This is a genomic window from Buttiauxella izardii (genome assembly GCF_003601925.1).
GTDB lineage: Bacteria > Pseudomonadota > Gammaproteobacteria > Enterobacterales > Enterobacteriaceae > Buttiauxella > Buttiauxella izardii.
The window spans coordinates 126,953-142,618 of sequence record NZ_QZWH01000004.1; the positions used below are offsets into that span (position 1 = coordinate 126,953).

Below are 15,666 nucleotides of genomic sequence, written 5' to 3' on the forward strand. Positions count from 1 at the left end.
TGGCATAACGAACCCGCAAGCCCGATGTTTCATATTCTCAGCGTGATAAACTAGCGAAATTATGCGATCACGCGGCAAGCGTCTTACTCAGGAATGAATTGATGGTAACAATGCTGGATGTCGCGCTACGCGCAGGCGTTTCCAAAGCAACGGTATCGCGCGTGCTTAATGGGATTGGGCAAGTAAAAGAGAGCACCCGCGAACAGGTGTTTACCGCCATGGAAGAGTTGGGCTATCGGCCTAATTTTCTGGCGCGCTCGCTGGCAAACCGCAGCAGTAATAGCGTGGGTCTGGTGGTATCGACTTTCGATGGGTTTTACTTTGGCCGCCTGCTTCAACAAGCCTCGCGTCAAACTGAAGCCTGGGGCAAGCAGCTAATTGTCACCGACGGGCACGATACACCGCAAAAAGAGTTGGAAGCGGTGCAAATGCTGGTTGATCGCCATTGCGACGCCATCGTGCTGTACACGCGCTTTATGAACGAGCGAACGTTATTGTCGCTGATGAACTCCATCAAAGTGCCGCTGGTGGTGATTAACCGCGACGTCAGCCAGGCGCGTGACCGCTGCGTTTTCTTCGAGCAGCAAGATGCTGCTTTTCAGGCAACCGAGTATCTCATTGAGCAAGGCCACCGCGAAATCGCCTGCATTACCGTGCCGATTTCCACACCAACCGGCCAGGCCCGCCTGATGGGGTATCGCAAAGCATTGCAGAAACATGGCATCACTTTTAATGAGGATCGCGTTAAATACGGCGATTCCAGCATGATGCTCGGCCATAAGTTGTGTCAGGAATTACTCGAAAGCCAGGTGCCGTTTAGCGCGCTGTTTGCCTGTAACGATGATATGGCGCTGGGCGCTTCAAAAGCGCTGCATCAGGCGGGTGTGCGTATTCCGCAGGATATTTCGTTGTTTGGTTTTGATGATGCGCCGAGTGCGCAATGGTTGGAACCTGCCTTATCCAGCGTTTACTTGCCTATCGACAGCATGATTACCACAGCCATCGACCAGGCGATAAAACTGGCAAACGGCGAGTTGCTTAAAGCCATCCCGCCGTTTGTCGGCAAACTGGTGTTGCGTGAGTCCGTCGGCCCAGGGCCGTATTACAACTCTAAATCCAGCAATTCCTGAATGGTCTGGCGGCGACGAATCAGTCGCGCCTCGCCATTATCAAACAATACTTCCGGCAACAACGGGCGGCTGTTGTAATTCGATGACATCGACGCACCGTACGCACCGGTATCGTGCAGCACTAAATAATCACCGACCTGCACCGGCGGCAGCGCACGGGTTTCCACTTTGCCGCCCTCTTGCTGAGTAAACACATCGCCCGATTCGCACAACGGCCCGGCCACGACGGTTTCTACTGTTGGAACTGAAGCGAGTTCACGCCCGTCGCCTGCCAGCGCAGAAATATGGTGATAACTGCCGTACATGGACGGACGCATCAGGTCGTTAAAACCTGCGTCAATCAGCACGAAGTGGCGCGAGCCCATGTTTTTAACCGAGCGCACCTGCGCCACCAGCACGCCGGATTCCGCCACCAGGAAACGACCCGGTTCGATTTCCAGCTTCACCGGATGCCCCAGACGCTGAGCAATTTTCTCACGCGCCGCATTCCATAAACCGTAATAGTGACTGGTATCGATGGTTTCTTCGCCTTCGCGATACGGAATAGACAAACCGCCGCCTGCGGAAATCGCCTCCAGATCCTGACCAAAATCAATCACCTGCTGCACCATCGCACCACAAACACGCTCAAGATGGCCGTAATCCACGCCGGAACCAATGTGCATATGAATGCCGACCAGTTGCAGTTTATAACGTTGAATGACTTCTAACGCCTGCGGCAAATCCGCATGCCAGATACCGTGCTTGCTGTTTTCGCCGCCGGTATTCGTTTTCTGGCTGTGACCGTGCCCGAAACCAGGGTTCACACGCAGCCAGACGCGATGGCCCGGCGACACTTCGCCCAGCTGTTGCAGCATATCCACAGAACCGGCGTTAACCGGAATTTGTTGCTCCGCCACCAGCGCCAACGTGGCCTGGTCAATCATATCGGCGGTGAATACGATGTCGTCTTTGTTTTCCAGCGGGTTATAGCCCGCAGCCAAAGCACGCACAATTTCACCCTGCGAAACCGAATCCACCTTCACGCCCTGCTCGCGCATCAGGCGCAGAATATGAATATTCGAACAGGCTTTTTGCGCAAAACGAATCACATCAAACTGGCGCAGTTGGGCAATTTGCTGGCGAATAATTTCGGCATCATAAACCCAGACCGGGCAGCCAAATTCCGCAGGCAACGCCAGCAGGTTTTGCGCATTCAGCGCGGTGTCAGTGTTATTGAGTGGGCGTGGCATGTTTGGCTCCGGCAACAATTCATTTTTTGTATTACGCCACAGTGTGAAGTGAAGAAAAAATATCGTTTTCTCTCTAGTCTATGCAAAACTGATATGGATTAAGGAGAACGCTATGCCATCAATAACCCTACGCCATATCGAAATTTTCCACGCGGTGATGACCGCCGGGAACCTCACTGAAGCCGCCGGATTGCTGCATACCTCGCAGCCCACCGTCAGCCGCGAGCTGGCACGCTTTGAGAAACTGATTGGCCTGCAATTATTCGAACGTAGCCGTGGGCGATTGCACCCTACAGTGCAGGGTTTACGATTATTTGAGGAAGTGCAGCGTTCCTGGTACGGGCTGGACAGGATCCTCAGTGCCGCCGAAAGCCTGCGTGAATTCCGCCAGGGCGAGCTGTCGATTGCCTGCCTGCCGGTATTTTCACAATCTTTTTTGCCGGTGTTAGTGCAGCCGTTTCTGGCGCGTTACCCGGAACTCAGCCTGAATATCGTGCCGCAGGAATCCCCGCTGTTAGAGGAATGGCTTTCCGCCCAGCGCCACGATTTAGGGCTAACCGAAAACACCGTCACGCCCGCCGGAACCGAGCGCCAGACGTTACTGACGCTCAACGAAGTTTGTGTATTACCCGCAGGCCATCGCCTCGCGCATAAAAAAGTGCTCACGCCGCAGGATTTCGCCGGGGAAAACTACATCAGCCTTTCGCGCACCGACAGCTATCGCCAGCTTCTGGATTCACTGTTCCAGGAGCATGACGTTAAGCGGCGAATGGTGATGGAAACGCACAGCGCGGCATCGGTTTGTGCGATGGTGCGGGCGGGAGTGGGCGTGTCGGTAGTCAATCCGTTGACCGCGCTGGATTACGCTTCGAGTGGTGTTGTTGCGCGGCGCTTTAGCGTGGCGGTGCCGTTTACCGTCAGCCTGATTCGCCCCCTGCACCGCCCTGCTTCCGCCCTCGTCAGCGCGTTTAGCGAGCACCTGCAAAACAGTATGCAGATTTATATTGAGCCGCTAAACGCCCTGCTGGACGCGTGATTATTGTTCGGTGACCGGGTGATGATGCCCGGTGCCATTGCTGAAGTTAATCAGGCAGATAACCAACCCAATCGCGGCAAGCCCTGCCGCCGCAACCGGCACCGTCGTCAGGCCATAACCGTGAGCTATCACAGAACCGCCGACCCACGCGCCTAAAGCATTGCCAACGTTAAACGCGGCAATGTTCAGCGTTGAAACTAAATTCGGCGCATCTTTGCCGTGAAGAACCACATTGATTTGCAGCGCAGGAACCGTGGCAAACGCCGCCATCGCCCAGAGAAATAGCGTGATTTCAGCCAGCCACAGGCCGTGACTGGTCCAGCGGAATAGCAACGAGAAAATGGCAATCAGGCTAAAACTCAAGATCAAACTAAAAGAGACTTTCCAGTCTGCCAGACGTCCGCCGAGAATATTCCCCACCGTTAAACCCGCGCCAATCAGGAACAGCGTCCAGCTCACGCCCTGGTGCGTCACCCCCGTCACCTGCAAAAGCATTGGCGCAATATAACTAAACAGCGCAAACATCGCGGCGGCGAAAAAGACCGTCATTGCCAGCGAAAGCCAAAGTTTGCCATTCGCCAGCGCGCTGACTTCGCGTTTGAGATCGGTCGGCGTTTCCTCTTTTTGCGAGGGCAAACTGACAATCAGCGCGATAAACGCCACCACGCCAATAATCGCGACTCCCCAAAACGTTGAGCGCCAGCCATATAGTTGACCGAACCAGGTGCCAATCGGCACGCCAAGCACGTTGGCTAACGTCAGGCCGGTGAACATCAACGCCACCGCCGAGGCTTTACGATTAGGGGCCACCAGGCTTGCCGCCACAACCGCGCCAATACCGAAGAAAGCTCCGTGACAAAGTGCGGTAATAATGCGAGCCAGCATCAGGAATTGGTAATTGAGCGCCAGCGCACACAGGATGTTGCCGACGATAAAAATCACCATCAACAAAACCAACGACAGTTTGCGCGGCAAGCGAGCAGTCAGTAACGCCATGATCGGCGCACCAATCGCCACGCCGAGCGCATAACCGCTAATCAGCCAGCCCGCAGTGGGAATCGATATCGACAGATCCCCGGCGACATCGGGCAGCAGCCCCATAATGACGAATTCCGTCGTGCCGATGGCAAACGCACTCATCGCCAGCGCGAGTAAGGAAATTGGCATGGAAAAACTCCAGATGCAGAAATAACAAAAGGCGGAGAACCAGGTTCAGCCGCCAGATTTCGGGGATGTCAGAGGTGCAGCTTGTTTGAAAAACCGTGCGCTGCTTAACAAATTAATAACACAAAAAACGCCGGGGGTGACCCGGCGTGAGGTAAGGATACTCTTTTTTACCGCTTAACTTTTTGAAATTAAGAATAAAAAAATTATTGCTCGGTCAGCATGAAATTAACCGCATCTTCTGCGTGAATCGCCGCGGTATCAAACACCGGTAGTGGGCAATCTTGTTGGTTGAGCAACAGGCCGATTTCGGTACAGCCGAAAATCACGCCCTGCGCGCCTTGCGCCTGTAGCTCCGCAATCACTTGTTGGTAATACTGCTTCGATTCGGCGGTGATTTTGCCGAGGCACAGTTCTTCAAAAATGATCTGATTGATACGCAAACGCTGCGGTTCATCAGGGATCAGCGACTCGATTCCAAATTCCGACGTCAGGCGGCCACGGTAGAAATCCTGTTCCATGGTGTATTTGGTGCCGAGCAGCGCCACACGGTTAACGCCCTGCGCGGTAATGGCGCGGCCGGTAGCGTCGGCGATATGCAGGAACGGTAATTCGCAACGCGATTCAATATGATGCGCCACTTTGTGCATGGTATTGGTACACAGCACGATGCCTTCCGCGCCCGCTTTTTGCAGGCCGAGCGCGGCTTGCGCCAGCATGTCGCCTGCGCGATCCCATTCACCGCTTGCCTGGCAGGCTTCGATTTCATGGAAATCAACGCTGTGCAGCACGATTTTTGCCGAATGCAGGCCGCCTAAACGATGCTTAACCCCTTCATTAATCAAACGATAATAAGGGATAGTCGATTCCCAACTCATCCCGCCCAGCAAGCCAATTGTTTTCATTTTTATCACCCGTTCGTATTTATTCCATTGGTTATATCAGAGAGATGACAGAATACGAAAGCGTGATCGGCCTTACAAAACACGGGGGCGAACTATCGCAAATGGGATTTTCAGGATACGATTATTTAAATGAAACAACGTTTCACATAAAAAGGATCCGAGAAATGTTCACTTTTATTAAAGATACCCAACTGGAAGATTTAGGTGCTGGCGTGAGCCGCCGCATTCTGGCGCATGACGGCAAAATGATGGGCGTGCAGGTTAACTTTGAAAAGGGTGCGATTGGCCCGATGCACAACCATCCACATGAGCAGCTGACCTATGTTTTATCCGGTGAATTTGAATTCACCATTGGCGAAGAAACTCACCGCGTGACCGCTGGCGACACACTCTATAAAGAGCCGCATGTGATGCACGGCTGCGTTTGCCTGGAAGCGGGCACTCTGCTCGATACTTTCACGCCAGTGCGTGAAGATTTCCTGAAGTAAATTTCTGATAAATGAACTGCTTCTGATCGAGTCCGGTGCTCGGGAGCGGTTCATTCATTTACAGGATTAATGTGTGCGTGACAAACGTCGTGGTGAAACCTGGACGAAAATGCAGACAAATAGCTTTATCAACGCTATCCGTTTAATTCCCAACTTAAGTTAAATTCCCCACGCGTTAATATTCCATCCTGAAACAAATAACATTTCCTCATCATTCAGGTTAAATATAACCGACTGATAAATATCATAATCCTCATAAAAAAGTTCCGTAAACCTCGCCTAAAACTGCTCATACATAAGAAATATCTTTGTGGTTTACATCTGCCCAACTCACTCCATTTTTAAGTCCACATTTTCCATAGAGCCTTAAAAACGCCACACACATCAAACAATCGAAACAGCGTTTCGACTTTGATCACATTTCCGCTATTAATCGAATGACTCAGTTACAAATCGTAATAAGATTATTTAAAACGCCGTTTTACTAATCAGGAACCACGGTTCGCATGTTTCTGAAATCCGTAAATGAATACGGTTCAAGAAAAACCAAAACAGCGATTTATCTTAAATTTATCAATCAATTATCAGGGAATGAATATGCCGAACACGCCCACCGCTTTCCGACCCATCCGTTTCCAGTGCGGGTGAGGCAATGAGTTTCAAGAACGATTTTGTAAAACTTTTTTTAAACCATTGATCGCCAGGTAGGTATGTATGAATGAAAACAGAATGCTGGGATTGGCATGGATATCGCCCTACATAATAGGGTTGATAGTCTTTACTGCCTTCCCGTTTGTTTCATCTTTCTTCCTCAGTTTTACTGAGTACGATTTGATGAACCCACCGGTATTTAACGGTATCGAGAACTATCGCTACATGTTGACCGAAGATTCACTCTTCTGGAAATCCATGGGCGTGACGTTCGCTTACGTGTTTTTAACCATCCCGTTAAAACTCGCTTTTGCGCTCGGCATCGCATTTGTTCTGAACTTTAAACTGCGCGGCATCGGCTTCTTCCGTACTGCGTATTACATCCCGTCAATTTTGGGTAGCTCCGTTGCCATCGCCGTTTTATGGCGTGCGCTGTTTGCTATCGACGGCCTGCTGAACAGCTTTATCGGCGTGTTTGGTTTAGACCCGGTGAACTGGCTGGGCGAGCCTTCTCTGGCGCTGATGTCCGTCACGCTGCTGCGTGTCTGGCAGTTCGGTTCGGCGATGGTTATCTTCCTCGCGGCACTGCAAAACGTTCCGCAATCGCAGTATGAAGCGGCAATGATCGACGGCGCGTCTAAATGGCAGATGTTCATGAAAGTGACCGTGCCTTTGATTACGCCAGTTATCTTCTTCAACTTCATTATGCAGACCACGCAGGCGTTCCAGGAGTTTACCGCGCCATACATCATTACCGGCGGCGGCCCGACTCACTACACCTACTTGTTCTCGCTCTACATCTACGACACCGCGTTCAAATACTTCGATATGGGTTATGGCGCAGCGTTAGCGTGGGTTCTGTTCCTGGTCGTGGCGGTCTTTGCCTCCATCGCCTTTAAGTCATCGAAATACTGGGTGTTCTACTCCGCAGATAAGGGAGGCAAAAATGGCTGATATCCCAACAAACCAGCTCGGTTCACCAAGCCAGACGGATCTGGCCGAGCAGGAAATCGCACGCACGTTACGCCGTGAAAAAATTAGCCGCACCATTCGTTATATCGTGCTGGTTATTGTCGGCCTGTTGATGCTCTACCCGCTGGTGTGGATGTTCTCTGCGGCGTTTAAACCGAACCATGAGATCTTCACCACCCTCGGTCTGTGGCCGTCAAACCCAACCAGCGACGGTTTCGTCAACGGCTGGAAAACCGGTACTGAGTACACCTTTGGTCACTACATGTGGAACACCATGCAGTACGTGATTCCAAAAGTGCTGCTGACCATTATCTCTTCAACGATTGTTGCTTACGGCTTCGCCCGTTTTGACATCCCGTTCAAGAAGTTTTGGTTCGCAACGTTGATTACCACCATGCTGCTGCCAAGCACCGTGCTGTTAATCCCGCAATACCTGATGTTCCGTGAAATGGGCATGTTGAACAGTTACCTGCCGCTGTGGCTGCCGATGGCATTCGCAACCCAAGGGTTCTTTGTCTTCATGTTGATCCAGTTCCTGCGTGGCGTGCCGCGTGATATGGAAGAAGCCGCGCAAATTGATGGCTGCAACTCCTTCCAGGTGCTGTGGTATGTGGTGGTGCCGATTCTGAAACCGGCCATTATCTCTGTCGCCCTGTTCCAGTTCATGTGGTCAATGAACGACTTTATCGGGCCGCTGATTTATGTGTACAGCGTAGACAAATACCCAATTGCACTGGCGCTCAAAATGTCTATCGACGTGACGGAAGGCGCTCCATGGAACGAAATTCTGGCAATGGCGAGCATCTCCATTCTGCCATCGATCATCATCTTCTTCCTGGCTCAACGCTACTTCGTACAAGGCGTGACCAGCAGCGGAATTAAAGGTTAAGTGAGGGAATATCATGGCTGAAGTTATTTTCAACAAATTGCAAAAAGTTTACTCCAACGGCTTCCAGGCGGTTCATGGTATCGACCTGAAGATTGAAGACGGTGAGTTTATGGTTATCGTCGGCCCGTCTGGCTGCGCGAAATCAACCACCCTGCGCATGCTGGCTGGCCTCGAAACCATCAGCGGTGGCGAAGTCAGAATCGGCGACCGCGTGGTGAATAACCTGGCACCGAAATCTCGCGGCATCGCGATGGTGTTCCAGAACTACGCGCTGTATCCGCACATGACAGTACGTGAAAACCTGGCGTTCGGCCTGAAGCTGAGCAAACTGCCAAAACAGCAAATCGAATCGCAAGTGAATGAAGCTGCGAAAATCCTTGAGCTGGATGAACTGATGGATCGCCTGCCGCGTCAGCTGTCTGGCGGCCAGGCACAACGTGTGGCCGTAGGCCGTGCGATTGTGAAAAAACCGGACGTGTTCTTGTTTGATGAACCGTTATCAAACCTTGATGCCAAGCTGCGCGCCTCGATGCGTATTCGTATCTCCGATTTGCACAAACAGCTCAAGAAAAGCGGCAAACCAGCGACCACCGTTTACGTTACCCACGATCAGACCGAAGCGATGACCATGGGCGACCGTATTTGCGTGATGAAACTGGGCCACATCATGCAGGTGGATACGCCAGATAACCTTTATCACTATCCGAAAAACATGTTCGTGGCGGGCTTTATCGGCGCGCCAGAAATGAACATTCGCCCGAGCAAGCTGATTGAGAAAGAGGGCCGTCTGCAAATTAGCGTCGGCAACGATACGTTGGCATTGAACGAGCGTCAGCAATCGCGCTGTGCGCAGTACAAAGATCAGGACATTTTCTTCGGCATCCGTCCTGAGTTTATTTCGATCTCTGATGAACCGTTCGCTGAAAGCCATTCAAGCGGTGAAATGGTGCGTGTAGAGAATATGGGCCATGAATTCTTCATCTACCTGAAAGTAGCTGATTTTGAAATGACCTGCCGCATCCCTTCCGATGAAGCTAAGCCAATGATTGAAAAGGGCCTTCACCGTAAGGTGTATTTCAAGTTTGACATGGAAAAATGTCATATTTTCGACGCTAAAACAGAACAAAACATCTCACTCTGACAGGAGTCTATGATAATGAAAAAAGTGCTGTTAAGTACCCTGATTGCCTCTACCTTAGCAATGGCTGCCGGCTCGGCGTTTGCGGCAGATGATGTTGATTTACGTATGTCCTGGTGGGGCGGCAATGGCCGCCATCAGGTCACACTGAAAGCTGTGGAAGAGTTCCAGAAACAACATCCGAACATCAAAGTGAAGTCGGAATACACCGGTTGGGATGGGCACTTGTCCCGTCTGACCACGCAAATTGCGGGCGGCACTGAGCCGGACGTGATGCAAACCAACTGGAACTGGCTGCCAATTTTCTCCAAAAATGGCACCGGCTTCTACGACCTGAATACCGTGAAGGGCGATTTGGATCTGACGCAATTTGATCCAAAGGAACTGCAATCCACCACGGTTGACGGCAAGCTGAACGGCATCCCAATTTCCGTCACCGCGCGCGTGTTCTATTTTAACGACGAAACCTGGAAAAAAGCCGGCATCGAATACCCAAAAACCTGGGATGATTTGATGGCGGCAGGTAAAACCTTTGAAAGCAAACTGGGCAAGCAATACTTCCCGGTCATTTTAGAGCACCAGGATACGCTGTCTTTGCTGCGCTCTTACATGGTGCAGAAATACAATATTCCAGAAATCGACACCACGAAAAAACAGTTCGGCTACAGCAAAGAGCAGTGGGTTGAGTTCTTTGGCATGTACAAAAAACTCATCGACAGCCACGTAATGCCTGACACCAAATATTATGCGTCATTTGGTAAGAGCAATATGTATGAGATGAAGCCGTGGATTGAGGGCGAATGGGCCGGGACTTATATGTGGAACTCCACCATTAAAAAGTATTCCGACAACCTGAAGCCACCAGCAAAACTTGAGCTGGGCTCTTACCCAATGCTGCCAGGGGCAACTGATGCCGGTATGTTCTTCAAACCAGCACAGATGTTCTCTATCAGTAAAACGACCAAGCATCCGAAAGAAGCCGCGATGCTGATTAACTTCCTGCTGAACGAAAAAGCAGGCGTGGAAGCGCTGGGTCTGGAGCGTGGCGTGCCGTTGAGTCAAGCGGCGGTCACTCAGCTCACGGCTGATGGCGTAATCAAAGATAACGATCCGGCGGTTGCTGGCCTGAAACTGGCGCAATCTTTGCCAAACAAACTGCCAACGTCACCGTACTTTGACGACCCGCAGATTGTTTCCCTGTTCGGCACATCTTTGCAGTACATCGACTATGGCCAGAAAACCGTAGAAGAAACCGCTGCTGAATTTGAACGCCAGGGTAACCGTATTCTGAAACGCGCAATGCGTTAATTAGCCTAAGTTTTTGGATAGATACCCTGCCCCGCTTGCGGTGCGGGGTATTTTTTTAACGATTAGGGAGCTTCGTGATGGCTAAAGGTAAAAAAATCCAACTCTCCTTCCGCGCCCGACGCGACAAGGAAACCGGTGCAGAAGTGCTGCGTTTGACGCCGCCGCATATTATTTGTCACCGCAATTACTTCTATCAAAAATGTTTTAGCAACGACGGCCAGCGGCTGATTTTCGGTGGCGCATTTGAAGGGCACTGGAATTACTACTCGCTGGATTTAGAGAAGCAAATCGCCACGCAACTGACTGAAGGCGTTGGCGATAATACCTTCGGCGGATTTTTGTCGTCAGACGACCAGTCGCTTTGGTATGTGAAAAACACCCGCGAATTACGCCGCGTCGATCTCGAGTCGCTGGAAGAGTATGTAGTTTATGAAGTCGATGACGAATGGGTGGCTTACGGCACCTGGGTGGCAAATTCTGATTGCAGCCAACTGGTGGGGATTGAAATCAAAAAGAGCGACTGGTCGCCGCTCGACACCTGGCAAAAATTCCGCGAGTTCTATTTCACTAACCCTGAATGCCGCCTGATTCGTATTGATTTACACAGCGGCGAGCAGCAAGTCATCCTGCAAGAAAAGCGCTGGCTGGGGCATCCGATTTACCGCCCGTTCGACGACGAAACCGTGGCGTTTTGCCACGAAGGCCCACGCGATGCTATCGACGCGCGTATGTGGTTGATTAATCAGGACGGCAGCAATCTACGCAAAGTTCGTCAGCATCAGGAAGGCGAAAGTTTTACCCATGAATTTTGGGTGCCGGACGGTTCCGCACTCTATTACGTGGCGCACAAAGAGGGCGATGCGCACCGTTATTTATGCTCGGCTGACCCGCAAACGCTGGAGAATCGTCAGCTTCGCACCATTCCGCCGTGTTCGCATTTGATGAGCAACGCCGATGGTTCGTTGGTAGTAGGTGACGGCGCGCCGCACAAGACCGGGAATATCGATCTAAACGATCCGTTTATTTGGGTATTTGATCTGAAGAACGGGACGCAGAAAGCGGTTTGCAGCCATAACACATCGTGGAAAGTGGTCGATGGCGACCGCCAGGTGACGCATCCGCATCCGTCGTTTAGCCCGGATAACCAGTGGGTGTTGTACACGTCTGACGAAGAAGGGATGCCAGCGTTGTATCTTGCAAAGGTATAGATATAAAAAAACCTCCTGGTTTCAGGAGGTTTCTTTTTCGCCTGGTGTCGGGGGCGCTACGCTTGCCCGACCGACAAACAGAACAGGTTTTGTAGGGTAGATAACCCGAATTAACGCGCTAACCAGCCGCCATCAACGGCAACGGTGTAACCGTTGATGTAATCAGAAGCCGGGGAAGCCAGGAATACGATTGGCCCTTTCAGATCTTCTGGCAGACCCCAACGACCCGCTGGAATACGCTCAAGAATTGCCGCGCTACGCTCTTCGTCCGCACGCAGTTGCTGAGTATTGTTGGTCGCCATGTAGCCCGGTGCGATAGCGTTCACGTTGATACCGTGCTGCGCCCACTCGTTCGCCAGCAGACGGGTCACGCCCATAACTGCGCTTTTTGAAGCGGTATAAGAAGGAACGCGGATGCCGCCCTGGTAAGAAAGCATGGAAGCGATGTTGATGATTTTGCCGCCTTTGCCCTGCGCAATGAACTGGCGAGCCACAGCCTGAGACATAAAGAACACGCTCTTAATGTTCAGGTTCATTACGTCGTCCCAGTCTTTTTCGCTGAAGTTGATGGCGTCTTCACGACGAATCAGACCTGCGTTGTTAACCAGAATGTCGATTTGGCCGAACTCAGCAACCGCACGCTCCAGCAGAGCAGGAATACCATCAATCTGGCGTAGGTCAGCAGTCAGGCTCAGGAAGCGACGACCCATCGCTGTCACACGTTCGATGGTTTCTGCTGGTTCAACGATGTTGATACCGACGATGTCACAACCCGCTTCTGCCAGGCCGATAGCCATACCCTGGCCCAGGCCAGTATCACAACCGGTAACAACAGCGACTTTACCTTCCAGGGAGAACGAATCCAAAATCATGTAGGTTTCCTTTTTTATACGGGCTTGCTGTTAGCGCAAGCATCTTGGGGAAAATTGTCTGCGCTAACTGCGCCATTCTTAAAATCACTTACGGTAAAAACACTGTTCCGTAATCTTTGATGCAGTAATAGTAATCGGGTTGAAACCGCTTTTCAATTATAAATGAAACGTTGTTTCAACTTTCAGAGAATACTTTCCAAATTTGATATTTCGATCACGGTTACTCGGAGTTTTCCCTGCCGCATCCATAAATTTCTCATAAGAGTTGTGTTCGTTCTCACCGTTTAGTGAATGCAATCACACACATTGAAACAATGTTTTGATAAATTAACACCAGAAGTTCGAACATTAATTTTCGGCAGAGGCAAGTTGCCACTTAAAGGAGAGCGAAATGGCTAAAGGTATGCGGGTTAAGCTGGTTTACGAAGTGAGTCAGGACCCAGACACAGGCGTCGAAGTCACCCGCTTAACGCCACCAGAGGTAACGTGTCATCGTAATTACTTCTATCAAAAATGCTTTACCCACGATGGCAGCAAGTTGCTGTTTGCTGGCGAGTTTGACGGCAACTGGAACTACTATCTGCTGGATATCGCCGCTGCCGAAGCCGTGCAATTAACGGAAGGAAACGGCGACAACACCTTTGGCGGCTTCCTCTCACCTGATGACAAATCTCTTTATTATGTGAAGAACGAGCGCACGCTGCTGGAAGTCAATCTTGAGACTTTGGTGGAGCGCGAAGTGTATCGCGTTCCGGCTGACTGGGTCGGTTACGGTACCTGGGTGGCGAACAGCGATTGCACCAAATTAGTCGGTATCGAAATTTCCAAAGACGATTGGGTTCCGTTGAACGACTGGAAAATCTTCCATGACTTCTTCCACAAAGGGCCAAATTGCCGCTTGCTGCGCGTTGATTTGCAAACCGGCGAAAGCGCGGTTATCCATCAGGAAAAAAACTGGCTCGGCCACCCGATTTACCGCCCGTTCGATGACAACACTGTCGCGTTCTGCCACGAAGGCCCGCATGATTTAGTCGATGCGCGCATGTGGATGGTTAACGAAGACGGCAGCAACGTGCGCAAAGTGAAAGAACATGCAGAAGGCGAAAGTTGCACGCACGAGTTCTGGGTGCCAAACGGTTCGTCGCTGATGTACGTTTCTTATTTGAAAGGCCAGCAAGGTCGCACCATTTATAGCTACAACCCGGACAGCGGAATTAACGAAGAAGTGATGCAAATGCCGGCATGTTCCCATTTGATGAGCAACTTCGATGGCACGCTTTTAGTCGGTGACGGTTCCGGGACGCCAGTGGATGTTAAAGACACCAGCGGTTATACCATTGATAACGATCCGTATTTGTACGCATTCGACGTGGCGAAGAAAGCTTATTTCCGCGTCGCTCGCCACGATACATCCTGGGCGACATTTGCTAATAGCCGCCAGGTAACGCATCCGCATCCTTCATTTACACCAGACGACAGCGCAATTCTGTTTAGCTCAGATAAAGACGGCAAACCGGCGCTGTATATTGCGAAAATGCCTGCGAACCCGGAATTAATTCCTGCCTGATATTCCCAAATATAGTGTGTGCCCTGTGTAGGCCTTGCCCTCTCATTATGAGAGGGCTTTTTTATATATCCCTACAAAACCAATATATTAATTGCGGGTCGAAAAAGCGACAGCACTACCCGACAACACTGACGGAATAATAATATATAAAAAAGCCCCCGCTATTTGCGGAGGCCTAAATTGAGGGTATTAGATACAGTTTAGATAATCAGAAAGAATAAGCTACACCGACACGGAAACGAGTCTGACGTTCATCGGTACTTTTACTGCCCGCAACGTTACCCACTTCACCATACGGCGACCAGTTTTTATCAAGTTTATATGCCAGTTTTACGTTGTACTCATCTGAATCTTTATTGTTGTTAGAACGAATTTGGTGGTCGCTCTTCGCATACACATAGTTCAGCTCGGTACGCCAGTCACCCAGCGCAAAGCCTGCCCAGACGTCACCACGGTTGACTTTGTCGTCTTCATTTTTGGTGTTGTCATTTGGATAACGGGTATATTCAAAGCGATAACGCGCAGCCACATAGAAACCACTGTCGAAGCTATATTGCGCATGCAGATAAGGCTTCCAGGTTGTTTTGCTATCGTTACTGTCAATATTTAAACCCGGTGTGATAGCGATATTATCTGTCGCTTTCCAGCGCCAGTTAATCGATTCTTCATGGCCGCTGCCAACGATGTCAGTAAACGGCTGATCCTTATCTGTACCGCCAGACTTCCATTTTGCTTCAACGCCAAAACCAAGACCATTAGCAAACCGGTGGGATACCGCTACACGGTCGCCATTTGAACCAGCATCAACATATTCGTGACGTAAATCCACAGTGACGGCTTGCGCTGCGACACTTACACCACAAAGAACAACTACACCCAGAGCTTTCTTCAACATAATCGCATTCCCTTCATTGAAATATCGTTTCATTATTATGAAACTGGATTTTATTTTTAAATGAACATTATTTTAGTGATCGGGATCGTAAATGTTTATGTCAAAATTCACATGTGGCAATATTCGTGATGGTTATCAACAAAACAAACTACAACACTCAACATTTGGCGACAGACATCACATTAAAAAATCCAAAAACATCATTGAAACA

14 protein-coding genes are annotated in these 15,666 nt (G+C 50.5%); 9 read left to right on the plus strand and 5 right to left on the minus strand.

Translation table 11 applies throughout. The annotated features are described in order from the left end of the window. Positions 1–101 precede the first annotated feature (101 nt). Complete coding sequence (locus D6029_RS02495; protein WP_120063246.1) at positions 102–1,130, plus strand: LacI family DNA-binding transcriptional regulator; 1,029 nt, start codon at positions 102–104, stop codon at positions 1,128–1,130. Here D6029_RS02495 and lysA read toward each other — a convergent pair. Next, positions 1,103–2,362: a diaminopimelate decarboxylase gene (gene lysA, locus D6029_RS02500; protein WP_120063247.1), complete on the minus strand. Its 1,260-nt coding sequence runs from the start codon at positions 2,360–2,362 to the stop codon at positions 1,103–1,105. The genes D6029_RS02495 and lysA overlap by 28 nt on opposite strands. Before the next feature lie 112 nt (positions 2,363–2,474). On the opposite strand from lysA, the gene D6029_RS02510 reads away from it, so the two are divergent. Continuing rightward, a complete protein-coding gene (locus tag D6029_RS02510; protein WP_120063249.1) occupies positions 2,475–3,398 on the plus strand; it encodes a LysR family transcriptional regulator in 924 nt (307 codons plus the stop codon). Here D6029_RS02510 and D6029_RS02515 read toward each other — a convergent pair whose 3' ends face one another. Both D6029_RS02515 and D6029_RS02520 read right to left on the minus strand, forming a co-directional pair. Then, a complete protein-coding gene (locus D6029_RS02515) occupies positions 3,399–4,565 on the minus strand; it encodes an MFS transporter (RefSeq protein ID WP_120063250.1) in 1,167 nt (388 codons plus the stop codon). It abuts the gene before it with no gap. A gap of 203 nt (positions 4,566–4,768) precedes the next feature. Then, positions 4,769–5,467, minus strand: coding sequence for an aspartate/glutamate racemase (locus D6029_RS02520; RefSeq protein WP_120063251.1), 699 nt, complete (start codon positions 5,465–5,467; stop codon positions 4,769–4,771). A gap of 164 nt (positions 5,468–5,631) precedes the next feature. Between D6029_RS02520 and D6029_RS02525 the strand changes: the two genes are divergently transcribed. The 6 genes from D6029_RS02525 (at position 5,632) to D6029_RS02550 (ending at position 12,121) form a co-directional block, all read left to right on the plus strand. Further along, the gene (locus D6029_RS02525; protein WP_120063252.1) at positions 5,632–5,955 is read left to right on the plus strand and encodes a cupin domain-containing protein; all 324 of its coding nucleotides are present in this window, start codon (positions 5,632–5,634) and stop codon (positions 5,953–5,955) included. A gap of 714 nt (positions 5,956–6,669) precedes the next feature. Further along, entirely contained in the window at positions 6,670–7,560 is an 891-nt protein-coding gene (locus D6029_RS02530; RefSeq protein WP_120063253.1) for a carbohydrate ABC transporter permease, read from the plus strand. Beyond that, positions 7,553–8,467 carry a carbohydrate ABC transporter permease gene (locus D6029_RS02535; RefSeq protein ID WP_120063254.1) on the plus strand — a complete coding sequence of 305 codons (915 nt, stop codon included), beginning with the start codon at positions 7,553–7,555 and terminating at the stop codon, positions 8,465–8,467. Before D6029_RS02530 ends, D6029_RS02535 begins: the two co-directional genes overlap by 8 nt. A 13-nt stretch (positions 8,468–8,480) precedes the next feature. After that, the gene (locus D6029_RS02540) at positions 8,481–9,608 is read left to right on the plus strand and encodes an ABC transporter ATP-binding protein (protein WP_120063255.1); all 1,128 of its coding nucleotides are present in this window, start codon (positions 8,481–8,483) and stop codon (positions 9,606–9,608) included. Positions 9,609–9,623: 15 nt separating this feature from the next. After that, complete coding sequence (locus D6029_RS02545) at positions 9,624–10,913, plus strand: ABC transporter substrate-binding protein (RefSeq protein WP_120063256.1); 1,290 nt, start codon at positions 9,624–9,626, stop codon at positions 10,911–10,913. A 77-nt stretch (positions 10,914–10,990) separates the two neighbouring features. After that, entirely contained in the window at positions 10,991–12,121 is a 1,131-nt protein-coding gene (locus D6029_RS02550) for an oligogalacturonate lyase family protein (protein ID WP_120063257.1), read from the plus strand. 110 nt (positions 12,122–12,231) lie between these two features. On the opposite strand, the gene kduD is transcribed toward D6029_RS02550, so the two are convergent. Next, entirely contained in the window at positions 12,232–12,993 is a 762-nt protein-coding gene (gene kduD / locus D6029_RS02555) for a 2-dehydro-3-deoxy-D-gluconate 5-dehydrogenase KduD (RefSeq protein ID WP_120063258.1), read from the minus strand. A gap of 391 nt (positions 12,994–13,384) precedes the next feature. Between kduD and D6029_RS02560 the strand changes: the two genes are divergently transcribed. Further along, positions 13,385–14,560, plus strand: coding sequence for an oligogalacturonate lyase family protein (locus D6029_RS02560; RefSeq protein ID WP_120063259.1), 1,176 nt, complete (start codon positions 13,385–13,387; stop codon positions 14,558–14,560). Positions 14,561–14,768: 208 nt separating this feature from the next. Here D6029_RS02560 and D6029_RS02565 read toward each other — a convergent pair whose 3' ends face one another. Then, positions 14,769–15,455: a porin gene (locus D6029_RS02565; protein ID WP_120063260.1), complete on the minus strand. Its 687-nt coding sequence runs from the start codon at positions 15,453–15,455 to the stop codon at positions 14,769–14,771. Positions 15,456–15,666: the final 211 nt, after the last annotated feature.